The sequence below is a fragment of the Nonomuraea mesophila genome (assembly GCF_004352805.1).
Classification (GTDB): Bacteria; Actinomycetota; Actinomycetes; order Streptosporangiales; family Streptosporangiaceae; genus Nonomuraea; species Nonomuraea longispora.
Genome location: NZ_SMLD01000062.1, coordinates 18,601 through 40,828, shown reverse-complemented (window position 1 = coordinate 40,828; position 22,228 = coordinate 18,601). Strand labels below are relative to the sequence as shown.

General features: G+C 72.4%; 23 protein-coding genes. 5 read left to right on the top strand and 18 right to left on the bottom strand.

The window, feature by feature from the left end:
* Position 1 precedes the first annotated feature (1 nt).
* The 5 genes from E1295_RS23355 to E1295_RS23335 all read right to left on the bottom strand — a co-directional run bounded on the left by E1295_RS23355 (position 2) and on the right by E1295_RS23335 (position 4,869).
* On the bottom strand, positions 2 to 322 hold the full coding sequence (locus E1295_RS23355; protein WP_132333236.1) for a non-heme iron oxygenase ferredoxin subunit: 321 nt from the start codon (positions 320 to 322) through the stop codon (positions 2 to 4).
* Entirely contained in the window at positions 319 to 1,443 is a 1,125-nt protein-coding gene (gene sufD, locus E1295_RS23350; protein ID WP_132632612.1) for a Fe-S cluster assembly protein SufD, read from the bottom strand. Before sufD ends, E1295_RS23355 begins: the two co-directional genes overlap by 4 nt.
* A complete protein-coding gene (gene sufB, locus E1295_RS23345) occupies positions 1,443 to 2,855 on the bottom strand; it encodes a Fe-S cluster assembly protein SufB (RefSeq protein ID WP_132632610.1) in 1,413 nt (470 codons plus the stop codon). Before sufB ends, sufD begins: the two co-directional genes overlap by 1 nt.
* Positions 2,852 to 3,550, bottom strand: coding sequence for a helix-turn-helix transcriptional regulator (locus E1295_RS23340; protein WP_132632608.1), 699 nt, complete (start codon positions 3,548 to 3,550; stop codon positions 2,852 to 2,854). Before E1295_RS23340 ends, sufB begins: the two co-directional genes overlap by 4 nt.
* A gap of 92 nt (positions 3,551 to 3,642) precedes the next feature.
* Positions 3,643 to 4,869, bottom strand: coding sequence for a multidrug effflux MFS transporter (locus E1295_RS23335; protein ID WP_132632606.1), 1,227 nt, complete (start codon positions 4,867 to 4,869; stop codon positions 3,643 to 3,645).
* A 183-nt stretch (positions 4,870 to 5,052) separates the two neighbouring features.
* Here E1295_RS23335 and E1295_RS23330 point away from each other — a divergent pair, with 183 nt between their 5' ends.
* On the top strand, positions 5,053 to 5,961 hold the full coding sequence (locus tag E1295_RS23330; protein WP_132632604.1) for an ABC transporter ATP-binding protein: 909 nt from the start codon (positions 5,053 to 5,055) through the stop codon (positions 5,959 to 5,961).
* Positions 5,958 to 6,755, top strand: a complete 798-nt coding sequence (locus tag E1295_RS23325) for an ABC transporter permease (protein ID WP_246080260.1) — start codon at positions 5,958 to 5,960, stop codon at positions 6,753 to 6,755. Before E1295_RS23330 ends, E1295_RS23325 begins: the two co-directional genes overlap by 4 nt.
* A 56-nt stretch (positions 6,756 to 6,811) precedes the next feature.
* On the opposite strand, the gene E1295_RS23320 is transcribed toward E1295_RS23325, so the two are convergent.
* Positions 6,812 to 8,011 carry an MFS transporter gene (locus E1295_RS23320; RefSeq protein ID WP_132632602.1) on the bottom strand — a complete coding sequence of 400 codons (1,200 nt, stop codon included), beginning with the start codon at positions 8,009 to 8,011 and terminating at the stop codon, positions 6,812 to 6,814.
* A 156-nt stretch (positions 8,012 to 8,167) separates the two neighbouring features.
* On the opposite strand from E1295_RS23320, the gene E1295_RS23315 reads away from it, so the two are divergent.
* Together E1295_RS23315 and E1295_RS23310 are read left to right on the top strand one after the other, a co-directional pair.
* The gene (locus tag E1295_RS23315) at positions 8,168 to 9,157 is read left to right on the top strand and encodes a hypothetical protein (protein WP_132632600.1); all 990 of its coding nucleotides are present in this window, start codon (positions 8,168 to 8,170) and stop codon (positions 9,155 to 9,157) included.
* Positions 9,158 to 9,363: 206 nt separating this feature from the next.
* Positions 9,364 to 10,293 (top strand): EamA family transporter, encoded by a 930-nt coding sequence (locus tag E1295_RS23310; RefSeq protein ID WP_181958032.1) that lies wholly within the window; start codon positions 9,364 to 9,366, stop codon positions 10,291 to 10,293.
* Between the two features lie 377 nt (positions 10,294 to 10,670).
* Here the strand turns inward: E1295_RS23310 and E1295_RS23305 are convergent, their stop codons facing one another.
* From E1295_RS23305 to E1295_RS23270, 8 genes are read right to left on the bottom strand one after another with little or no spacing between them, the layout of a single operon-like run.
* Positions 10,671 to 11,339 (bottom strand): GntR family transcriptional regulator, encoded by a 669-nt coding sequence (locus tag E1295_RS23305; protein ID WP_132632598.1) that lies wholly within the window; start codon positions 11,337 to 11,339, stop codon positions 10,671 to 10,673.
* Between the two features lie 14 nt (positions 11,340 to 11,353).
* Complete coding sequence (locus E1295_RS23300; RefSeq protein WP_132632596.1) at positions 11,354 to 12,298, bottom strand: ornithine cyclodeaminase family protein; 945 nt, start codon at positions 12,296 to 12,298, stop codon at positions 11,354 to 11,356.
* A complete protein-coding gene (locus E1295_RS23295) occupies positions 12,295 to 13,287 on the bottom strand; it encodes a proline racemase family protein (RefSeq protein ID WP_132632594.1) in 993 nt (330 codons plus the stop codon). The genes E1295_RS23300 and E1295_RS23295 overlap by 4 nt, the downstream gene beginning before the upstream one ends.
* A complete protein-coding gene (locus E1295_RS23290) occupies positions 13,284 to 14,285 on the bottom strand; it encodes a proline racemase family protein (protein ID WP_132632592.1) in 1,002 nt (333 codons plus the stop codon). Before E1295_RS23290 ends, E1295_RS23295 begins: the two co-directional genes overlap by 4 nt.
* On the bottom strand, positions 14,282 to 14,461 hold the full coding sequence (locus E1295_RS23285) for a hypothetical protein (protein WP_132632590.1): 180 nt from the start codon (positions 14,459 to 14,461) through the stop codon (positions 14,282 to 14,284). Before E1295_RS23285 ends, E1295_RS23290 begins: the two co-directional genes overlap by 4 nt.
* On the bottom strand, positions 14,461 to 15,966 hold the full coding sequence (locus E1295_RS23280) for an NAD(P)/FAD-dependent oxidoreductase (protein ID WP_132632588.1): 1,506 nt from the start codon (positions 15,964 to 15,966) through the stop codon (positions 14,461 to 14,463). Before E1295_RS23280 ends, E1295_RS23285 begins: the two co-directional genes overlap by 1 nt.
* Positions 15,963 to 16,205 carry a (2Fe-2S)-binding protein gene (locus tag E1295_RS23275; RefSeq protein WP_132632586.1) on the bottom strand — a complete coding sequence of 81 codons (243 nt, stop codon included), beginning with the start codon at positions 16,203 to 16,205 and terminating at the stop codon, positions 15,963 to 15,965. Before E1295_RS23275 ends, E1295_RS23280 begins: the two co-directional genes overlap by 4 nt.
* Positions 16,202 to 17,347: an NAD(P)/FAD-dependent oxidoreductase gene (locus E1295_RS23270; RefSeq protein WP_246080263.1), complete on the bottom strand. Its 1,146-nt coding sequence runs from the start codon at positions 17,345 to 17,347 to the stop codon at positions 16,202 to 16,204. The genes E1295_RS23275 and E1295_RS23270 overlap by 4 nt, the downstream gene beginning before the upstream one ends.
* A 105-nt stretch (positions 17,348 to 17,452) precedes the next feature.
* On the opposite strand from E1295_RS23270, the gene E1295_RS23265 reads away from it, so the two are divergent.
* Positions 17,453 to 18,439 carry a COX15/CtaA family protein gene (locus E1295_RS23265; protein WP_132632582.1) on the top strand — a complete coding sequence of 329 codons (987 nt, stop codon included), beginning with the start codon at positions 17,453 to 17,455 and terminating at the stop codon, positions 18,437 to 18,439.
* Between the two features lie 153 nt (positions 18,440 to 18,592).
* Here the strand turns inward: E1295_RS23265 and E1295_RS23260 are convergent, their stop codons facing one another.
* The 4 genes from E1295_RS23260 to E1295_RS23245 form a co-directional block, all read right to left on the bottom strand.
* Positions 18,593 to 19,777, bottom strand: a complete 1,185-nt coding sequence (locus E1295_RS23260; RefSeq protein WP_132632580.1) for a PrsW family intramembrane metalloprotease — start codon at positions 19,775 to 19,777, stop codon at positions 18,593 to 18,595.
* Positions 19,764 to 20,732 (bottom strand): cation diffusion facilitator family transporter, encoded by a 969-nt coding sequence (locus E1295_RS23255; protein WP_132632578.1) that lies wholly within the window; start codon positions 20,730 to 20,732, stop codon positions 19,764 to 19,766. The genes E1295_RS23260 and E1295_RS23255 overlap by 14 nt, the downstream gene beginning before the upstream one ends.
* Positions 20,729 to 21,067, bottom strand: coding sequence for an ArsR/SmtB family transcription factor (locus E1295_RS23250; protein ID WP_246080258.1), 339 nt, complete (start codon positions 21,065 to 21,067; stop codon positions 20,729 to 20,731). The genes E1295_RS23255 and E1295_RS23250 overlap by 4 nt, the downstream gene beginning before the upstream one ends.
* A 96-nt stretch (positions 21,068 to 21,163) precedes the next feature.
* Positions 21,164 to 22,108, bottom strand: a complete 945-nt coding sequence (locus tag E1295_RS23245; RefSeq protein WP_132632574.1) for a heme o synthase — start codon at positions 22,106 to 22,108, stop codon at positions 21,164 to 21,166.
* Between the last annotated feature and the right edge of the window lie 120 nt (positions 22,109 to 22,228).

Below are 22,228 nucleotides of genomic sequence, written 5' to 3'. Positions count from 1 at the left end.
TTTATGACTCCTTCGAGAGCGAGACGAGGACGTCATCGCCGTCGATCTTGACTGTGTATACGTTCACGGGCCGGGTCGCGGGCGGCCCCGTGGGCTTGCCCGTACGGACGTCGAAGCACGAGCCGTGCAGCCAGCACTCCAGCGTGCCGTCGTAGACCTCGCCCTCGCTGAGCTTGACCTCGGCGTGGGAGCAGACGTCGTGCAGGGCGAAGACCTCCCCGCCCTTGCGTACGAGCGCGACCGGCGTCTCCCCCACCTCGACGCCGAGCACCCCGCCGTCGGGGATGTCGTCGAGCGCGCACACCTTCTCGAATGCGGTCATCGGGCCAGCTCCGCCTCCACCGCGTTGAGCACACGCTCGCGGATCTCCTCGACCTCGATCCTCTCGATGAGCTGGCCGAGGAAGCCCCTGATGACCAGGCGGCGGGCCTCGTCGTAGGGGATGCCGCGGGCCTGGAGGTAGAAGATGTGCTCGTCGTCGAGGCGGCCGGAGGCGGAGGCGTGCCCCGCTCCCGCGACCTCGCCGGTGAGGATCTCCAGGTTGGGCACCGAGTCGGCGCGCGCGCCGTCGGTGAGGATGAGGTTGCGGTTGAGCTCGTAGGTGTCGGTGCCCTCGGCCTCGACCCTGATGATCACGTCGCCGATCCAGACGGCGTGCGCCTCCTCGCCCTGCAGCGCGCCGCGGTAGTCGACGTTGCTCTTGCAGTTGGGCTGCGAGTGGTCGACGAGCAGGCGGTGCTCCAGGTGCTGGCCGGCGTCGACGAAGTAGACGCCCGACAGGTCGGCGTCGCCGCCGGGAGCGGTGTAGGACACGCTGGGCGACAGGCGTACGAGGTCGCCGCCGAGCGTCGCCACGAAGCTGCGGAAGGTGGAGTCCTTGGCCAGCTGGGCGTGGTGGTGCGAGACGTGGACCGCGTCGTCGTCCCAGTCCTGCAGGCTGACGACCTTGAGCGTGGCGCCGTCGCCGACGACGAACTCGACGTTGTCGGCGTAGACCGCGCTCCCGTGGTGCTCGATGATCACCACGGCCTCGGCGAGCGGCTCGACCTTGACCACGACGTGGCCGTAGGTGGCGCCGTCGAGGCCGCCGCCGCGCACTTCGACGCGGATCGGCTCCTCCGGCGTGGCCTCCTTGGGCACGGTCACGACCAGCGCCTTCTCGAAGGCCGTGTAGGCCTGCGCGCTGACCCGGTCGGCCGGCACGTAGGCCTGACCGATGCGGGGGTCGCCGCGCCCCACCCACTCGGCGGTGACCCCGGCCGGTGTGGTGACCTGGGTGAGCGTCTGGCCGGTGACCTCGGCCTTGCCGTTGTGCAGCCCCTTCAGGCGCGAGAGCGGCGTGAACCGCCACGCCTCCTCGCGCCCCGTCGGGACGGCGAAGTCGGCCAGGTCGAAGGACGCCTTCTCATGCAGGGTCGACAGGGGCTTCTCGTTCAGGCCCATCAGCCGACGGCTCCTTCCATCTGCAGCTCGATCAGCCGGTTGAGCTCGAGGGCGTATTCCATGGGCAGCTCGCGCGCGATCGGCTCGACGAAGCCGCGCACGATCATGGCCATCGCCTCGTCCTCGTCGAGCCCGCGGCTCATGAGGTAGAAGAGCTGGTCCTCGCTCACCTTGGAGACCGTGGCCTCGTGCCCCATCGAGACGTCGTCCTCGCGGACGTCGACGTAGGGGTAGGTGTCGGAGCGGCTGATCTGGTCGACGAGCAGCGCGTCGCACTTGACGGTGCTGGCGCTGCCGTGGGCGCCCTCCTCGATCTGCACGAGACCGCGGTAGGAGGTGCGGCCGCCGCCGCGCGCCACCGACTTGGAGATGACGCTGGAACTGGTGTGGGGCGCCAGGTGCACCATCTTGGAGCCGGCGTCCTGGTGCTGGCCCTCGCCGGCGAACGCGACGCTCAGCGTCTCGCCCTTGGCGTGCTCGCCCATGAGGTAGACGGCCGGGTATTTCATCGTCACCTTGGAGCCGATGTTGCCGTCGACCCACTCCATGGTCGCGCCCTCGTAGGCCACGGCGCGCTTGGTTACCAGGTTGTAGACGTTGTTGGACCAGTTCTGGATGGTCGTGTAGCGGCAGCGCGCGTTCTTCTTCACGATGATCTCGACGACCGCGCTGTGCAGCGAGTCGGAGGAGTAGATCGGCGCGGTGCAGCCCTCGACGTAGTGCACGTAGCTGTTCTCGTCGACGATGATCAGCGTGCGCTCGAACTGGCCCATGTTCTCGGTGTTGATCCGGAAGTAGGCCTGCAGCGGGATCTCGACCTCGACGTTCGGCGGCACGTAGATGAACGAGCCACCGGACCACACGGCGGTGTTGAGTGCGGCGAACTTGTTGTCGCCCACCGGGATGACCGAGCCGAAGTACTCCTTGAAGAGCTCCTCGTGCTCCTTCAGGCCCGTGTCGGTGTCGACGAAGATGACGCCCTTCTCCTCGAGGTCCTCACGGATCTTGTGATAGACGACCTCGGATTCGTACTGGGCGGCGACACCGGCGATGAGGCGCTGCTTCTCCGCCTCGGGGATGCCGAGCTTGTCGTAGGTGTTCTTGATGTCGGTGGGGAGCTCGTCCCAGGACGTGGCCTGCTTCTCGGTCGAGCGCACGAAGTATTTGATGTTGTCGAAGTCGATGTCCGTGAGGTCGGAGCCCCAGGTCGGCAGCGGCTTCTTGTCGAACAGGCGGAGGCCCTTCAGGCGAAGGTCGAGCATCCACTCCGGCTCGCTCTTGAGCGCGGAGATGTTGCGGACGACCTCCTCGGACAGGCCACGCCTGGCCGTCGAACCGGCGGCATCCGAGTCGGACCAGCCGAACTTGTAATTCCCGAGGCCTTCCAGCTCCGGGCGGTCGGTGACAGTCACCTTCCGGTCTCCTTGCTCTTGTCTCTATGTGCGGAATCGCCCAGCGTCTGCGGGCTCACATGTGTCGTGCAGACCCCGTCGCCGTGGGCGATCGTGGCCAGGCGCTGCACCGGGACGCCGAGCAGCTGCGCGAACGCCTCCGTCTCGGCCTCACACAGCTGCGGGAACTCCGCCGCCGCGTGTGCCACCGGGCAGTGATGCTGACAGAGCTGGTCGCCGCCGGACTTGGCCTTGCTGGCCGAGGCGGCGTACCCCTCCGCCGACAGCGCCTGCGCCAGCACCTGCACGCGCTGGTCCGCCGGCACCGTCCGCATGACCGGCTCCAGCCGCTTCAGCAGGCTCGAGACCTGCGAGCGGGCGAAGTCGGCCACAGCTTCGTCGCCCATGCGCTCGGCCAGGAAACGCAGCGCGCTCCCGGCCAGGTCGTCATAGGCGTGCTCGAAAGCACTGCGCCCCGCGTCGGTGATGGCGAACAGCTTGGCCGGCCGCCCGCGACCGCGCTGTCCGCGCGGGCGCGCCATGCGAGGCTCGATCATCCCGTCGGCCAGCAGCACGTCGAGGTGGCGGCGGACGGCGGCGGGTGTGAGCCCGAGCCGCTCGCCGAGCGCCCCGGCCGTGACGGGACCACGCTCCAGAATCAGCCTGGCGACACGGGCGCGCGTGCCGCGCTCGCTGCCGGGCTCACTCAGGTGCATGTTTTTCACAACATCAGTGTGCCGTAATTCCTTCCCGCTGCACAAACGGATCCCGGAACCGGGTGGAATGCAATTACTCACGCAGGGTAGGCTTACCTAACTTGCGGGCGGCCCAGGGCGGCGAAGATCACGGCCGAGCCGGAGATGAGCCCCAGCATGACACAGGCCATGGGCACGGCACTGCCGGATCCCACCAGGCCGACCAGCGGGGCCGCGACCGCGCCAAGCGCGAACTGCAGCACGCCGAGCAGCGCCGACGCGCTGCCCGCCACCTGCGAGGGTTGCGAGGCCAGCGCCAGCGCGCCGGTGCCCGGCAGCACCAGGCCCTGGCCGAGCATGATGACGAACAACCCGGCGACGATGTACCACAGACCGAACCCGGCGAGCGCGGCCGCCAGCAGCAGCGCGGCCCCCGTCAGTCCGATGGCCAGGCCGATGAGCACCAGCCGCGCCGGGAGCACCCGTCCCGCCAGCCGGCCGCCCAGCTGGGCCGTGACGGTGAGCGCGATCGCGTTGAGCCCGAAGATGAGGGAGTACTGCTGTGGCGTGGCGCCGTACACCTCCTGGAGGACGAACGGCGAGCCGGAGATGTAGCTGAACATCGCCCCGAACGCCAGCCCGGCCGTCAGGGCGGAGCCCATGAACGGGCGGTCGCGCAGCAGCCGCCAGAACGTGCGCACGGTGTGCCTGAGCCCGCCGCCCTCCCGCTCGGACGCGGGCAGCGTCTCGCGCACGCCCGCCAGCACGGCCACCAGCAGCACCGCGCCGATGAGGCTGAGCACCACGAACACGCCCCGCCACGAGGTGAACGCCAGTAGCTGGGCGCCCGCGATCGGCGCCAAAATGGGAGCCAGGCCGCTGACCAGCATGAGGGTGGCGAAGATGCGGGCGATGGCGGCGCCGTCGTACAGGTCGCGCACGACCGCGCGCACGATGACCAGCGCCGCGCCGCCCAGGATGCCCTGCAGCAGCCGGAACGCGATCAGCATGGGCACCGACGGCGCGAACGCGCACAGCAGCGAGGCCAGCATGAACCCGGTCACGCCCACCACCAGCGGCACCCTCCTGCCGCGTACGTCGCTGACCGGCCCGGCGATCACCTGGCCGACGGACACGCCGATGAGGCAGGCGGTGAGGGTGAGCTGCACCTGCGCGGGGACGCTGAGCATCTCGGAGGTGATGGCGGGCAGCGCGGGCAGGTACATGTCGATGGACAGCGGCCCGATCGCCGACAGCGCCCCGAGGATCACCAGCAGCAGGCCGCGGCGGCTCTTCCGCTCATGAACGACGACGGCGGACGTGGCTTCTGCCACGGACATGTGCGCCCCTTTCCCTCGCAGACCGATGGCCCCACGAGGCCGAAGCATCCAACCAGGATCCGCTCCTCCGAATTCCCGGTTATCAGATATTTCTTGACAATCCCATGACCCGGACAAGGAACACCGATCGGGCCGTACTCACCTGCGGCGGGGACCGCCTACCGCAGTCCCTAAACTCGTGGCATGGACTCCCCAGCCGTCGAGATCATCGACCTGGTCAAACGTTACGGCGGCACCACCGCCGTCGACGGCCTCACGCTCCGCGCCGAACGCGGGGCGGTCACCGCGGTCCTCGGCCCCAACGGCGCGGGCAAGACGTCCACGGTGGAGATCTGCGAGGGGTTCCGCGAGGCCGACGCGGGCACGGTCAGGGTGCTCGGCCTGGCGCCCGCGCGGCCCGAGCTGCGCCCGCGGGTGGGGGTCATGCTGCAGGCGGGCGGCGTGCCGCCGGCGATGCGCTGCGCCGAGTGGCTGCGTCTCGTCTCGCGCTTCTACGCCCGCCCGCTCGACGCCGGCGCGCTGCTCGCCCGGCTGGGGCTGACGGAGCACGTACGCACGCCCTACCGGCGGTTGTCGGGCGGGCAGCAGCAGCGCCTGTCGCTGGCCGCGGCCGTCGTCGGGCGGCCGGAGCTGGTCTTCCTCGACGAGCCGACGGCCGGGCTCGACCCGCAGGCCAGGCACGCCTGCTGGGAGCTGGTCGGCGAGCTGCGCGGCGCGGGCGTGTCCGTCGTGCTGACCACCCACCACATGGACGAGGCCGAGCGGCTGGCCGACCACGTGGCGATCATCGACAGGGGGCGGGTGGTGGCCGAGGGCAGTCCCGCCTCGCTCACCGGCGCCGAACGCCAGCTGCGCTTCAGGGCGCGGCCGGGGCTGGCGCTGGAAGAGCTGCTCAACGCGCTGCCCGCGGGCAGCGCGGCCAAGGAGTCGCCCGCCGGCCACTACATCATCGAGGGCCTGGTCGGGCCCGAGCTGCTGGGCACGGTGACGGCCTGGTGCGCCTCCGAGGGCGTCACCGCCGACGACCTGCGCATCGAGCGCCGCACCCTCGAAGACGTGTTCCTTGAGCTGACCGGCAGGGAGCTGCGATGACCGCTGTGCCGTCACCCGCTGGAGGCGCGATGACCACGCTCGACCTCACCCCCGCGCCCGGTGCGGCGCCGTTCCCGCGCATGGTGTTCGCGCAGGCGTGCGCCGAGGTCCGCGCGACCCTCCGCAACGGCGAGCAGCTGGCGCTCACCCTGGTGCTCCCCGTGCTGCTGCTGGTGGGGTTCTCGATGATGCCGCTGATCGACGTGGGCGGCAGCCGGGTCGACTTCCTGACGCCCGGCGTGCTGGCGCTGGCCGTCATGTCCACGGCGTTCACCGGCCAGGCCATCGCGACGGGGTTCGAACGCCGCTACGGCGTGCTGAAGCGGCTGGGCGCGACGCCGCTGTCCAGAGCCGGTCTCATGCTCGCCAAGACGGCGGCCGTCGTGGCCGTGGAGGTCGTCCAGGCCGTCGTGATCGTGACCGTGGGGCTGGCGCTGGGGTGGCGGCCGCAGGGTTCGTTCCTGAGCGCGGCGCTGCTCATCGTCGCCGGCACGGCCGCCTTCAGCGGCCTGGGGCTGCTCATGGCGGGCACACTGCGCGCCGAGGCGACGCTGGCCGCCGCCAACCTCGTCTACCTGGTGCTGCTGGGCGCCGGCGGGGTGATCTTCCCGCTGTCGAAGTTCCCCGAGGGCATCCGGCCGGTGCTGGAGATCCTGCCGATCTCGGCGCTGACCGGCGGGCTGCGCTCGGTGCTGGCCCAGGGCGCGGCGCTGCCGCTCGTCCCGCTGGCCGTGCTGGCGGCCTGGGCGGTGCTGTCGCTGGGGCTGGTCTCACGCACCTTCCGCTGGGAGTGAGCCCGAGGCCCCGGAGGGGTGACGGCAGGCCTGGGCACGAACCGGCCTGCCGGGGTTCATTCGGGTTGCGGCTGGGGCGCTGCGGCGCTGAGGGCTCCGTAGCGGCGCCGCGCGAGGGCGGCCACCACGGTCAGCGGCACGGCCGCGCCCGCCGCCAGGCCGAACAGCAGCCCGTACCTCCCGTGGTCGGCCAGCGGCCCGCCCGCCCAGGACGCCACCGCGCTGCCCACGAACAGCGCCGAGGCGAAGAACGCGATCGTCGTCCCCCTGGCCTGCGGCACCACCGAGGTGGCCCACGTCTGCAACGACGAGTGCAGGAACGACCAGCCGCCGCCGAGCAGCAGCGCCGTCACGGCCACGGTCGGCAGGCTCACGTGCACGGTCACGATCGCGAAGCCGGCGCACAACTGCGCGCCGCCCACCGTCATCAGCACGGGCGGGGACCAGCGGCCCACCAGCCGCTTGACGACCTTGGACAGCGCCCACAGGCCCAGGCCGTACGCGGTGATGGCGAGCCCCGCCACGGCCGCGGCGAACCCGGCGTGCTCCAGCGCGGTGGCCAGGAAGGGCATGACGCCGAGCAGGATTGCGCCCTCGACGAACGCCAGCCCGAACACCAGCAGCGCCCATCCGTGCCCGAGCACCGCCCCCAGGTAGCGGCCCATGCCGCGCGCGCCGGCGGCACGGGGCGGCTCGGGCAGCGAGCGCAGCGCGACCGCGCAGGCCAGCGCGCACGCGGCGGGCACCAGGAACGCCACCCTCCAGTGCAGGAGACCGGCGATCACGCCGCCGACGCCGGTGGCCAGGGCGGTGCCGAGCGAGGCGGCGGCCATCAGGTCCGTGAGCGCGCGCTGCCGCACCGACGCCCTGACCGTGTCGCCCACGTACGTCAGGCCGGTGGGGATGACCGCGCCGAAGCAGGCGCCGGCGACGATCCTCGCCGCCACCAGCGCCCCGAGCACGGGCATGAGGGCGGAGACCAGGCCCGCCAGCGCCGCGCCGAGCAGCGCCGCGCGCATCACCCGCACCCGGCCGAACCGGTCCGACAGCAGCCCCCACAGCGGCTGGGACAGCCCGTAGGCCAGGTAGTAGCCGCTGGCGGCGGTGACGGACGCCGACAGGGACACCCCGAGGTCGGCGGCGATCACCACGAGCATGGGGGTGACGGCGAAGCGGTCGAAGCTGCTGACGAACGACGACACGGACAAGGCGGGCGGCGGCCGCTCGGTGCTCACGGTGAGGTCAGGGGCTTTCATTGGTCCAAGGTTCGTTTGCCTAACTAAAAGATCGAGTATCACTCTAAATGGGGCATGTCGGGAGGGTCCGCGCGGCCGCCCCGAGGCCCTTCCACCCGGCGGCGAGCCGCCCAGCGTAGTTGGACAACTACTGCAGAGAACTGGCACGGTGTCCTGATGCGGTTTGTCAGGGGATTTGTCGCGGTCCTGTCAGTCGTGGTCGGTTGCCTGGCGGCGGTCGCCGCCGTACCCGTGCGGTGGGCCGACGGCCAGTTGCAGACGGACGCGTACGCGACCACGGTGGCTCCGCTCCTGCAGGACCAGGAGCTGCAACGCCTGCTGGCCAACACCGCCTTCGACGCGGCCGGCGCGAAGGGCTACGCGGTTCCGCGCCGGTGGAAGGACCGTGTCCACACCGAGATGGCCACCATCCTCGCCACACCGCAGGCGCGGCAGCTGTGGCTGGACGCGAACCTCGCGGCGCGCGATCTCGTCGTGGACGGCACCGGCAGCACGATCGTGGTCGACACCGGCGACCTGATCGGCTACGTACGCGAGCGGCTCAAGGCCCTCGGCGTCGCCCTGCCACGGACGCCGAGCCAGGCCGACACCGAACTCACGCTGGCCGACTCACCCCAGATCGCTCAGGTCAGGGAGTCCGTCCGGCTGCTGCACACGCTGGCCGTCGTCCTGCCGCTGGCCGCGCTCGGCGCGCTGGCGCTCGCCGTCCTGGTCGCACGGCGGCGGTTCGCGACGCTGGCGTCGGCCGGCTTCGCGGTCGCCCTCGGCATGGGCGGCGCGATGGTCGCGCTGGGCATCGGCAGGGATCGGCTGCTCGGCACCGGCGCGCTCGCGGCCGACGAGGCGACCGGCGCACTGGCGGCGGCGGTCTACGGCGCGTTCGGCGGCTCCCTGCGCGCGGACCTGCTGACCGCGCTGGTGGCCGCGGCCGTCGTCGGCGCGGCGGGGGTGGCGGCGGCCCTCGTGGTCCCGCTGCTTCGCCGCCGTTCCGGCGCCGCGGACCCACCACCCGGCACAGAGGCGTACGGGGTGGCGCACGAGGCGCCCGCGCAGGCGGGGTACGGGCAGCCGTACGGGCAGCCGTACGGGCCGGGCCCCCGCGAACCGCGGCCCTCGCACTCGGGCTCCGGCCGGGAACGACGCTAGCGACGACCTCCCCGCCGCCCGCGCTCGGCTCGACGGCTGCGGCGGTCCGCGTCATGGACACCTGGGCGATGGCTACCATGTGAGCCGGATATCGACTGGAGAATCCACCCGAACCTGGCAGGTCAGCCCGGCCCCAGGGTGGCGTCCAGCTCCGGATTCGATCACCTGTACTCTCAGGGTTGCCCTGCTCACAGCCGAGGAGTCTCGTGTCCTTCGCCCTCGACGACCCGTTCGACCGCCGCCCCGGCCTGGCCGGGCCGGGCGGCGTGCTGCGCGCGGCCGCCGACTCGATCCCGCCGTCGAGCCTCGTCCTGCTGGGGATCTTCTCCGTGCAGCTCGGCGCCGGATTCGCCAAGGAACTGTTCGCGGCGCTGCCGCCGAGCGCGGTGGTGTTCCTGCGCATCGCGGCGGGGGCGCTCATCATGGGCCTGTTCGTCAGGCCGCGGCTCAAGGGGCTGACACGGGCCGACTGGGCGGTGGGCGCCGGCTTCGGCGCGACGCTCGCGCTGATGAACCTGAGCTTCTACGAGGCCCTGTCGCGGCTGCCGATGGGCATCGCCGTGGCCGTCGAGTTCCTCGGGCCCCTGGGCGTGGCGGTGGCGGCCTCCCGGCGCAGGCTCGACCTGCTGTGGGTGAGCCTGGCCGGCGCGGGCGTCGTGCTGCTCGCGCCGTGGGGGCAGTCGGCGTCGGTGAGCTGGGCGGGAATCGCCTTCGCGATGCTGGCGGGAGCGTGCTGGGCCGGATACATCCTGCTGTCGGCCGCGGCCGGGCAACGGTTCCCGGGCACGAGCGGGTTGTCGTTCGCGATGATCGTGTCGGTGGTGCTGATCGCGCCCGTCGGGGTCACGACCGGCGGGGCGGACCTTCTCCAGCCGGAGCTGCTGCTGATCGGGCTGGGCGTGGGGCTGCTGTCGTCGGTGATCCCCTATTCGCTGGAGCTGCAGGCGCTGCGGCGCATGCCCAAGCGGGTGTTCGGCATCCTCATGAGCATGGAGCCGGCCGCGGCGGCGCTGGTCGGCGTGCTGCTGCTCAGCGAGTTCCTGCACGTGCAGCAGTGGGCGGCGATCCTGTGCATCGTGACCGCGAGCCTCGGCTCGACGCGGATGGCCGGCCGCGGGAACAAGCGCGGCGGATGAGGCCGGCGCCGGGCTACGCCGGGCCTGTTACGCCGGGCCTGTAAGGACAGGACGGGCCTGTAAGGACGGGCCGCCGCGCGCCCGTGGGATGGGGTCTCGGGCGCGCGGCGGGGGGCTCGGCCTCGGTGGGCGGGGTGTGCCGAGCCCGGTGAAGGTCAGCGGAGTGCGGGAGTCCGCTTGACCAGGCTGACGCCACCGCCTGGCAGCGGGGGTGGCGTGGTCCGGTGGTCCGATGGACCGGAACGACGGGGCAGCCGGGCGCCCGCGCGAGGCGCCGCTCAGCCGGCCCGCATCGAGGGTACCTCGATCGAAGAGCCCGCGATCCCTAAATATCGGAACTTACCGCTCGGATCGCGAACCGACCCGCTTCGGACCAGTCAGTGTTCGGCCCAGATCCCGCGTACGTGGCCGATGTGCTCCTCCATGATCTGGCGCACGGCGGCGGCGTCGCCGCTCTTGAGCGCGTCGAGCAGCGCCAGGTGCTCCCTGGCCGAGTCGGCCAGCGCGCCGCGCTCGGAGAGCTGGGACAACCCGTAGAGCCTGGCCCTGGTACGCAGGTCGCGCACCACGGAGACCAGGTGCGCGTTGCCGCACAGGGCCAGCAGCTCGACGTGGAAGCGCAGGTCCGCGTCTATGTACGCCAGCAGGTCGCCCCGCTCGCTGGCCGAGACGATCTCCTCAGCGACGGGCCGCAGCCGCTCGAACTCCTCGGCCCGCGCGCTGTCGGCCAGCCTGGCCACCGTGGGCACCTCGATGAGCTGGCGGATCTCGGTCAGCTCGTCGAGATCGCGGTCGGACAGCTCGGTCACCCGGAAGCCCTTGTTGCGCACCGCCTCGACCAGGCCCTCCTTGGCCAGGTCGAGCATGGCCTCGCGGACGGGCGTGGCCGACACGCCGAACTGGGCGGCCAGCACCGGCGCGGAGTAGACCACTCCCGGCCGCATCTCGCCGGTGACCAGCGCCGCGCGCAACGCATGGGCGACCTGCTCGCGCAGGCTCTGCCGCTCCCCCACCATCGGCAGGTCGAGCCGATCCCCGGCGACCATCCCGCCACCCCCTCCTACGTCCACGCCTCGTAAGCGGCAGCCGCGACCACGAGGTCCTCCCACGCCATGCCCGTGCCCTTGAACACACGCGGTCCCGGCCCTGTGAGCACTCGTCCGGCGATCAGGTCGGCGAGGTTGCCGGCGAGATGACCGGTGGTGATCGTACCTTGGCGGATCGGGACGATCAGGTCACCCGCTTCCTCCATGGCGGCCGCCCTGGCCTCGACGACCACGGTGGCACGCGCGACCAGATCACCGTCGAGCTCGCGTGCGCCGGGCTCGTGCGAGCCCACGGCGACCACGGTGGCGCCGTCGCGGGCGAGCTTACCGGGGAACAGGGGTCGCCTGGCGGTGGTGCAGCACGCCACGAGGTCGGCCCCGGCAACCGCCCCGTGGATCTCGCCCTCCTGTGCGGAGGTCAGGGCCCGCGCGTCCAGCCCGAGCGAGCGGCAGTGCCCGGCCAGCGCCCGCGCGCGTGCGGGGTCGCGCCCGACGACCGTCACCTCCGCGACGGGCGCCACCTCGCGGAGCGCGGTCACGTGCCCCCACGCCTGCGGGCCGCTGCCGTACACCACCAGCCGCCGCGCCCCCGGCCCGGCCAGATGGCGGACGGCGAGCGCCGAGACGGCGGGGGTGCGCAGCGAGGTGAGCGCGATCCCGTCCATGGCCGCGAGCGGGGTCAGCGTCTCGCCGTCCAGCAGCAGGTACGTCCCCTGGATCCGGGGCAGTCCCCGCCCGGGGTTGGCCGGCGCGACGGTGGCGGCCTTCACGCCCGCGTACCGCCCGGCCGCGGCCGGCATCAGCAGCAGTTGCCCGGCGGGCACGTCCACGACCGACCGTTGCGGTGTGGTCTCCGGGTCGAGCCCGGCCCTGAGGGCGTCCTCGAGGACGTCCACGGCCCGCAGGGGCGGCACCAGCCTCTCCAGCGTGGCGGCGTCGAGATATGGCAGTGTGCTCATCGCAGGGTGAACCCCGTTCCCATCGGATCGTCGGGATCGAGCGTGAAGGAGTGCCGCCCGGTCCGGTACGCCATGCCTTCGATCTCCGGTACGACCGCGCCCTCGGCGACGGCGGCCACCCGGGCGCGGAAGGTGCTGCCGACGACGCTGGTGTGGATCAGCGGGCCGCGCAGCCCGTCCTCGTGCAGCAGCGCCAGGCGGGCGGCGGTGCCCGACCCGCACGGCGAGCGGTCCACCTCCCCGTCGGCGAACACCGCGACGTTGCGCTGGCAGGCCACGCCGTCCACGTCGGGCAGCTCGTCGTAGAAGATCACGCCGTAGACTCCGGAGAGCCGGTCGTCGGCGGGATGCCGGGAGGCGGGGTGGCCGGCCAGGTTCGCCTTGACGCGCCTGGCGCGCTCGATGAGCGCGGGCAGGTGCCGCGGCTCCACCGCCAGGCCCACCGCCGCGGCGGGCACCGAGGCGTAGATGGCGCCGCCGTACGACACGTCCACCGTCGTCCCCCCGGCCGGCACGCGGCGGGCGATCACGAACGACGGCACGCTGACGAAGGTCACCGCCCGCACCCGGCCCTCCGAGCAGCGCACCCGTGCCGTGACGCGGCCCGACGGCACGTCGATGACCACGTCCGTCTCGCCGTCGGGTACGGCGCCGGCCCCGCCGCGACCGGGGCCCTCGTGCACCGCGTGCACGCCCAGCGCGATCGTGCCGTGGCCGCAGGCGGTGGAGAAGCCGTCCTTGTGCCAGAACAGCGCGCCGAATTTCGCGCCCGGGTCGTCGGGAGGGACCAGGAAGCATCCGTACATGTCGGCGTGGCCCCGCGGCTCGTGGCACAGCAGCCGCCGCACGTGGTCGAGGTCCCTCATGGCCGCCGAGCGGCGGTCGAGCACGTCGGAGCCGTGGATCTCGGGCACGCCACCGGTCACGATCCTGAACGGCTCGCCGCCCGTATGGTAGTCGACCGTCGTGATCGCGGGCTCCCCGCTCACAGCTCGAACCCCGCGGGGAAGGGGTCGCGGGGGTCGAGGAAGTACTGGGCGGTACCAGTGATCCAGGCGCGGCCGGTGATCGACGGCACGACGGCGGGCCCGCCGCCCACGGTGGTCTCCTCCAGCAGCCGGCCGACGAACCGGGTGCCGATGAACGACTCGTTCACGAAGTCCCGCCCGAGCGGCAGCTCGCCGCGCGCGTGCAGTTGCGCCATGCGGGCGCTGGTGCCGGTGCCACACGGCGAGCGGTCGAACCAGCCGGGGTGGATGGCCATGGCGTGCCGCGAGTACCGGGCGTCGGAGCCGGGCGCGGCGAAATAGACGTGGTGGCAGCCCCGGATGCGGTCGTCCTCGCGGTGCACGGGCTCGTCGGCGGCGTTGACGGCCTCCATGGTGGCCAGGCCGGCCGCGATGATCTCGTTCTTGGCCTTGCGGTCGAACGGCAGTCCGTAGTCGCCGAGGTCGACGATCGCGTAGAAGTTGCCGCCGTAGGCCAGGTCGTACGGGATCGTCCCGAACCCCGGCACGGTCACGGCGGCGTCCAGCCGGTCGCAGTAGGAGGGCACGTTGCGCAGCGTCACCGACATGGCCATGCCGTCCTCGACGGCCACGTCCACCGCCACCAGCCCGGCGGGCACCTCAAGGCGTACGGTGGTGACCGGCTCGGTGACCTCCACCATGCCGGTCTCGACGAGCACGGTCGCCACGCCGATGGTGCCGTGCCCGCACATCGGCAGCAGCCCCGACACCTCGATGAACAGCACGCCCCAGTCGGCGTCCGGCCGGGTGGGCGGCTGCAGGATGGCGCCGCTCATCGCCGAGTGGCCACGCGGCTCGGTCATCAGCAGCGTGCGGATGTGGTCGAGGTGGTCGCGGAAGTGGACGCGCCGCTCGGCCATGCTCGCGCCGGGGATCACGCCCAGGCCGCCGGTGATCACGCGCGTCGGCATGCCCTCGGTGTGGGAGTCGACGGCGTGGAAAACGCGTTCGGTCCTCATCGCAGCCCTTCCGCCAGTGCCTTGTCGGTCGCCGCCCGCACGATAGCGGCCTGCTCGTCCGTGAGCGGCCCGCACCGCCCGCCGTGGTGGCCGGCCGTGTCCGTGGAGAGCTCGCCGCGCGTCGGCGGCGCGGTGGCCACCATGACGTCGTGCCGGGGTTCGCCGCGGTGTTCCATCAGGAGCTCCTCGGTGTCGGCGGGTGAGGGGGTGGATCGTCCGCGCGGATCCCGTCGCCGGGGGCTCCGGCGCTCGCCTCGCCGCTCCGGCTGAGCGCGCCGAGGGTGACCGGCTGGGCGATGGGACGGCGGGGCGGCTGCGGCGCCTCGCCCGCCAGGCAGGAGAGCGCGTATCCGCAGACGCGGCCCTGGCACCAGCCCATGCCGGGCCTGGCCAGCAGCTTGATGGAGCGCGCGTCCGTCGCGCCGAGGTCCTGAGCCTCGCGTACGCGGGCCAGTGGCACCTCCTCGCACCGGCACACGAGCGTGTCGTCGCGCAACCACCCCTGCCAGCCCGGTTTGACCGGGTACGCCCGCTGCAGTTCCTCCCCGAACCTCCTCCACCGCACCAGCCGCCGCGCGAGAACCGCCGGCAGGCCTTGCGGCGGGGCGGCGGGAAGGGCACGGGTGTCGGCCACGACGGCCAGGCCGGCGATGCGGCCCTCCAGTTCGGCCAGCCGCCACCCGCCGACCCCGGTGGGCTCGCCCGCCGCCCAGACGCCCGGGACGGTGGTGCGCTGTGAGGCGTCCACGGTGAGCACCTGGCTGCCATCCACGTCGTGCCGGGTCCCGCAGCCGAGCTGGGTCCCCAGCTCGATCTGCGGCACGAAGCCGTACCCCGCGGCCACGGTGTCGCACTCGACGACGCGGGTGGCGATGATGTTCCACCCCTTGTCGAGCCGGGCGACGGTGACGGCCTCCACCTCGCGCTCCCCGTGCGCCGCGACCACCGCCTGGCGGATGCGGTACGGCACCCGGTGCCGGGCCAGGTCCACGGCGTACCGTACTGCTTCGCCCGCCTTGTCCAGGGCCAGGAGGGGCCGCCTGGCCGGTCCGAGCCCGCCGCCCGCCTCGTGCACGCCGAGCACGCGCGCTCCGGCCCCGGCCAGCCCGCAGGCCACGGGGAGCAGGAACGGCCCGGTGCCGGAGACGACGATCCGCCGGCCCGCCACGACGCCGCTGCCCTTGAGCAGGGCCTGGGCGCCGCCGGCGGTGAGCACGCCGGGCAGGTCCCAGCCGGGGAAGGGCAGCGGCCGGTCGTACGCGCCGGTGGCGATCAGCAGCCGCCGCGCCCGGAGGGTGACCGGCCGTTCGCCTTCCCGCGTGCGTGTCACGCCGTGCACGGCCAGGCTTCCGTCCGGTTCGCGGGCGGCGCTCCACACCTGGTGCCGCAGCAGCACGTCGGCGCGCTCGCCCAGGGCCCGTTCCTGCCGCAGGAACCGGCCGAGCCCGGGCGCGGGGCCGGTGACGGCCCCGGGGTCGGAATCGGCCCCGGGGTCGGAATCGGCCCCGGGGTCGGAATCGGCCCCGGAATCGGCCCCGGAATCGGCACAGTGGCGGAAGTACTGGCCGCCGAGCCGCGCGCCGGAGTCCACGAGCGCCACCCGCAGTCCCGCCCGCGCCGCCGTGAGCGCCCCCGCGACCCCCGCGGGCCCGCCGCCGACCACCACCAGGTCGTACGTCATGACGTGGTCACCTCGTCCCCTGGCGCGGCCTCCAGGAGGCAGGCCCGTTCGGGCACCCGCCCGTTGACGGAGACCAGGCAGTCGAAGCAGACGCCGATCCCGCAGAACAGTCCTCTGGGCCGCCCGCCGAAGCGGGTGCTTCGCCAGGACCGTACGCCGGCCGCGTGCAGGGCGGCGCCGATCGTCTGCCCGGGGACGACCGGCACGGGCCGGCCGTCGACCGTGATGGAAAACGTCACTGGTCCTCCTCGGAGAAGCGGCCGGGCCGGAAGGGGCCGAGGTCGAGGTCGGGCTTGTGTCCCGCGAGGAGCTGGGCGAGCAGATGCCCGGTCGCGGGGGCGAGCCCGATGCCCGCGCCTTCGTGCCCGCACGCGTGGTACAGCCCCGGCACGCGCGGGTCGGGCCCGATGACGGGCAGGTGGTCGGGGCAGTACGGCCGGAACCCGCAGTAGGACCTGATGACCCGCACGTCGCGCAGCGCGGGGAACAGCGCGACCGCCTGCTCGGCGAGCCGCGCGAGCACCGGCACCGACGTCGTCCTGTCGAACCCGACCCGTTCCCTGCTGGCGCCGATGAGCACGGTCCCCGCGGGGGTGCCCTCGACGACGGCGGACGTCTCCAGCCCGGCCGAGTCGCTGGCGACGTTGGTGACGTAGGCGGCGGTGTAGACCTTGTGCCTGACCAGCGGCTCGCTCAGGGGTTCCGTGACGAGAATGAAGCCGCGCCTGGGCAGGATCGGCAGGTCGGCGCCCGCCAGCGCGGCCACCTCGCCGCCCCAGGTGCCCGCCGCGTTGATCACCGCCCCGCCGCGGACGTCGCCCTTCGAGGTGCGGACGCCCGTCACCCGGCCGCCCGAGCGGGTGATCCCGGTGACCGCTTCGCCGAGCCGCAGGCGCAGCGTGCCCTGGCCGTAGCTGCGCGCGCCGTGCCGGAGCAGGGCGGCGGCGGCCAGCATGGGCTGCACCTGGGCGTCCTGCGGGTAGTGGACGCCGCCGGCGAGGTGGGCGGCGAGGTGCGGCTCGTAGTCGCGCAACGATCCGGCCGGCACCAGGGTGTGCTCGACGTCCTGTTCGGCCGCGAGGCCGGCGAGGCGTTCCTGGACCTCGGGGGTCTCGGCGACGACGAGCCCGCCCTTGGCCTCGAACTCGAACCCGCCGTCGCCGCCGTACCGCTGCGCCAGCGAGCGCCACAGCCGGTTGGACAGGACGGCCAGTTCCAGCTCGGGCCCTGGTTCCTTGTCGGACACCAGGACGTTGCCCTCGCCCGAGCCGGTCGTGCCGCCCGCCACGGGCCCGCGGTCGATCACGGTCACGTCGAGTCCCGCCCGTGCGGCGTAGTAGGCGCAGGCCGCTCCTACCACGCCGGCGCCGACGACGATCACGTCGGACAAAACGCCACCACCTCCCCACAGTAATATGTCACATACTGAACAACCTTGAGAAGCCCCGTTCCCGGGACCGGCCCGCCCGGCCCTTACCATCGATACGTGAAGCTACCCACGGACCATCCCCACCCCCTGGTGCGCCGCCTGTTCTCCTTCTGGGCACCCACAGAGGCGAGCATGCGCGGCTGGGCCATGGCCTCCGTGGTGGTCAACGCGGGCATCACGGTGACGGGCGCGGGAGTGCGGGTCACCGGCTCCGGTCTGGGCTGCCCGACCTGGCCGAGGTGCACGCCCGACAGCTTCGTCCCGGTCGCCCACCCCGAGGTCTCGCCGCTCAACATGGCCGTCGAGTTCGGCAACCGGCTGCTCACCTTCCTGGTGCTGGCCGTGGGGGTCGCGTGCGTGCTCTCCGCGCTGCGGATGACGCCGCGCAGGCGCTCGCTGGTGCTGCTGGCCGGGCTTCAGCCGGTCGGCATCGTGGCCCAGGCGCTGTGGGGCGGGCTGGTGGTCAACACCATGCTCAACCCGTTCACGGTCGGCATGCACTTCCTGATCTCCAGCGGCCTGATCGCGGCCTGCTGGATGTTGTACGCCCGCGCGGGCGAGGGCGACGGCCCCGCGCGGCGGGTCACGCACCGCGACATCAGGCGGCTCGGCCACGTGCTGCTCGCGGCGGTGTTCGTGCTGCTGGTGGCCGGCGTGGTGGTCAGTGGCACGGGGCCGCACTCGGGCGACGCCATGGCCTCCCGCTTCGACCTCGACATCGAGGTCGTGGCACGCTTCCACGCCGACATCGCCTACGTCGTGGTGGGGCTGACGTTCGCGCTGGCGTTCGCGCTGCACGTGAACAACGCCCCGCGCCCCGCGCGCCGGGCGGCGCTGGCGCTCTTCGCGGTGGAGCTGGCCCAGGGCGTGATCGGCTACACCCAGTACTTCCTGGCCGTGCCCGCCATGCTGGTCCTGCTGCACGTCCTCGGCTCGACCTTGGTCTGGATCGCCGCGCTGCGGGTGGCCACCTCGCTGCGCACCCGCGCCCCTGAGACCGCGTCCGCCGACCCCTCCCCCACCGCGGCCCATGCCGCCGTCTGAGCTGAATCGCGGGGGTTTCAGGCGTTAAGTCCGCCACTCCCCCGCCCTACCACAGGCCCGCTTTGCGGGAGAGGGTCCGCAAAGGTCCGCTCCGCACGGAAGAGCACTTCCGTACGTACGGGCGTCCCGTTCCGCATGCACGCGCGTCCCGCGTCAGCCGGGGGCGTAGCCCGGCGGTGAGCCGCCCCTGGCGGCCGAGCCGGCGTGCGCCGCCCGCGCGGGGAAGTCCGCCCTGGCGGTGCTCATGCACTCCAGCAGCGCCCGCTGCTCCTCGTGGAAGGTCTGCTCGTCGACCACGTGTCGGGCCGCCCGCTCGTGCAGCAGGCCCAGCTCGGTGGCGGCGAGCTGGTAGTCGCGCATCGCGCGCAGCCCGCGCTTGCCACCGTGGGCCCTGGCCCACTGCCGGGCCTGCCGCCGCCTGGTGAACGTCGAGAGCATGTAGATGTCGGCCTGCGTGACCAGCTTGGTCGGCTCGTACGGCGGCAGGTAACGCTGGATGAGGGCGACGACGCGGCGCCGGTCCCTGAACACCACGCCGATGAGCACGACGAGCACGACCAGCAGCGCCAGGTAGGCCACCACGAGCCCGGGGAAGCCGCCGTAGGAGGCCAGGCCGTTCCACAGGCCGTGCAGGATCATCGCGCCCGACCAGCCGGCCAGGACGGGAAGGATGCGATCGCCGCCGCCGCGCTGGGCCGCGTAGGCGACCCCGACGCCGATCATGGAGCTGAACAGCGGGTGCGCGAGCGGCGACAGGATGCCGCGCAGCACCACGGTGACCGCCAGCCCTTTGACGCCCGAGCCGGACAGCGCGGCGATGTAGTAGCTGACGTTCTCGCTCATGGCGAAGCCGAGGCCGACCATGCTCGCGTAGATGATGCCGTCGGTCGGCCCGTCGAGCTCGGCCCTGCGGAAGCGGAGCAGGCCCAGCAGCACCAGGCCCTTCATCGTCTCCTCCACCACGGGCGCGCCGAACGTGGCCGCGATGTTGCGGGCGCTGGCCTCCGACAGGCGGGCGGTGTCGATGATGTAGTGCAGGTTGAGCGAGTTGACGACGCCCGCGACCAGCACCGCGATCCCGGCGCCCCACGCGAACGCGAAGATGAGGTTGCTGCGCGGCTCGGGCTCCATCCGGTCGAGCGCCAGCACCGCGGCCAGCAGCAGCGGCACGGGCGCGAGCGCCAGCATGAGCGCGATGAAGAACTGCACCGGCGCGCCGTTGAACAGCACGTCGAACGAGAACGAGACGAGAGCGCAGATGCCGGTGATGACCAGCCCGATGATCAACGCGAACGAGGGGCGGTCCTTGAACACCCAGCGTGGATCACGGGTCGCCATAGGGTGACTTTAACGGATCAGAGTGCCGGGGTCCGTGCGGGTCGGAGCAGTGCGGGTCCGGGCCGGGCAGGCCGTGGTCGACCTGGAGCGTGGTGTGGCCGATCTCGAAGCGTTCGTGCAGCAGATCGGCCAGGCGGGTGCGCACGCGGTGGCAGTCGGAGCCCTCGGCCACGATCACGTGGGCCGACAGCGTGGGATAGCCGCTCGTCACCGCCCAGACGTGCAGGTCGTGCACCTCCTCGACGTCGGGGTCCGCGGCCAGCACGCGGCCGATCTCGTCGGGGTCGAGCCCGCTGGGCGCCGCCTGCAGCAGAACCCGGCCGGAGTCGCGCAGCAGCCCCCATCCGGCCTTGAGCATGAGCGCGGCGACCACCAGGGCGGCGATCGTGTCGGCCTGGCGGAAACCGGTCAGCCAGACCACGGCACCCGACAGCGCCGTGGCGATGAAGGCGTACATGTCGTTGAGCACGTGCTGGAAGGCGCCCTCGACGTTGAGGCTGCGCCGGTCGGCCTTCGACAGCAGCCAGACGGCCAGCGCGTTGACGCCGATGCCCGCCAGCGCGGTGACCACGACGACGGGCCCCGACACCTCGGGCGGCTCCATGAGCCGGTGCACGCCCTCGTAGACGAAGTACGCCACCAGCAGCAGCAGCGTCACGCCGTTGACCTGGGCCGAGAGGATCTCGGCCCGCTTCCAGCCGAACGTGTAGGCGCCCATGGCCGGCCTGGCGGCGATGCGCATGGCGAGCAGGGCCAGCATGATGGCGCTCGCGTCGGTCAGCATGTGGGCGGCGTCGGAGATCAGCGCGATCGAGTTGGCGATCACACCGGCGACGACCTCGACGGCCATGAAACCGACGATGAGCGCGAGCGCCCCCGCCAGGTAGCGCCTGTCGGCGTCGGCGCTCAGCGCGTGCCCGTGCCCGTGCCCGTGCCCGTGCTGATCAGCGCTCATCCGGTCTCCTTCAGATGCTCCCGGCTCAGGTCGAGCAGCATGCGGACATGGGCGTCGGCCAGCCGGTAGTAGATCATCCGCCCGGCCCTGCGGCTGGCCACGATGCCCGCCGTACGCAGCAGGCGCAGCGCGTGGGAGACGGCCGTGTCGGTCACCTCGACCGCGTCGGCCAGGTCGCACACGCACAGCTCCCCCGCCTCCAGCAGGGCGTAGAGCAGCCGGGCCCGGGTCGGGTCGCCGAGCAACCGGAACAGCTCCGCCAGCCGCGTGGCCTCCTCGGACGTCACGAGCCGGTCGCGGGTGGCCGCGACCCTGGCGGCGTCCGGCTCCTGCACCGCACAACCGTCCAGACCCGTGATAACACCTGAAGAGCTATTCATATATGCACTATAGGGACGAAGAAGGGCCCGGCGCAACGGCCGGGCGGAGGGTCAGGCGAGCAGCGGGTCGATCGCGACGGCGAGGAACAGCAGCGCCAGGTAGGCGTTCGACCAGTGGAAGAAGCGCATGGGACGCAGGGCCACACCGCTCTTGCCGGCGTTGAGCCTGGCCAGCAGGCGGTGCACCTCCCACAGGCACACGACCCCGAGCACGGCCGCCACGACCGGGTAGAACAGCGTGGTGCCGGCCACCGGCCACAGCGCCAGGGAGCACAGCACGGTCGCCCACGTGTAGGCGATGGACTCCATGACCACCCGCCGCTCGGTGGCCACCACCGGCAGCATCGGCACCTTGGCCGCCGCGTAGTCCTCCTTGTAGCGCATGGCCAGCGTCCAGGTGTGCGGCGGCGTCCAGAAGAACACCACCCCGAACAGCACCAGCGGTGCCCACGCGAGCCCTCCGGTGATGCCCGCCCATCCGATCATCACCGGCATGCAGCCCGCGATGCCGCCCCACACGATGTTCTGGGCGGTGCGCCGCTTGAGGATCATCGAGTAGACGAGCACGTAGAACAGGATCGCGCCGGTGGACAACATCGCCGCCAGCGCGTTGGTGGTGAGCCACAGCCCCACGGTGGACAGCACGCCGAGCACGATGCCGAAGACGAGCGCGCCGCGCGGCGAGACCTGGTGCCGTGCCAGCGGCCTGCGCCGGGTGCGGCGCATCTTCTGGTCGATGTCACGGTCGACGTAGCAGTTGAGCGCGTTGGCGCTGCCTGCCGACAGGGTGCCGAACACCATGACCGCGACGGACGTCCACAGCGGCGGCAGCCCGCCCGCGGCCAGGAACATCACGGGCAGCGTCGTGATCAGCAGCAGCTCGATGATCCGCGGCTTGGTGAGCGCGATGTAGGCCTTGACGACCATGCCGATCGAACGCGGCTCCCCCGCCTTCGGGGCCGGGGCCGTCGCCTGCCTGTTGGTGAGCACCGTCAAGGCGCTTCCAACCTGTACGAAGGCGCTTCCTGCCTGAGAGGAGTCGCTTCCAGCGAGAGCGGGGTCAACGCGTAACCTCTGATTAGAGCGGATCCATGGGTGGGCGCCGTGACGCCTCTG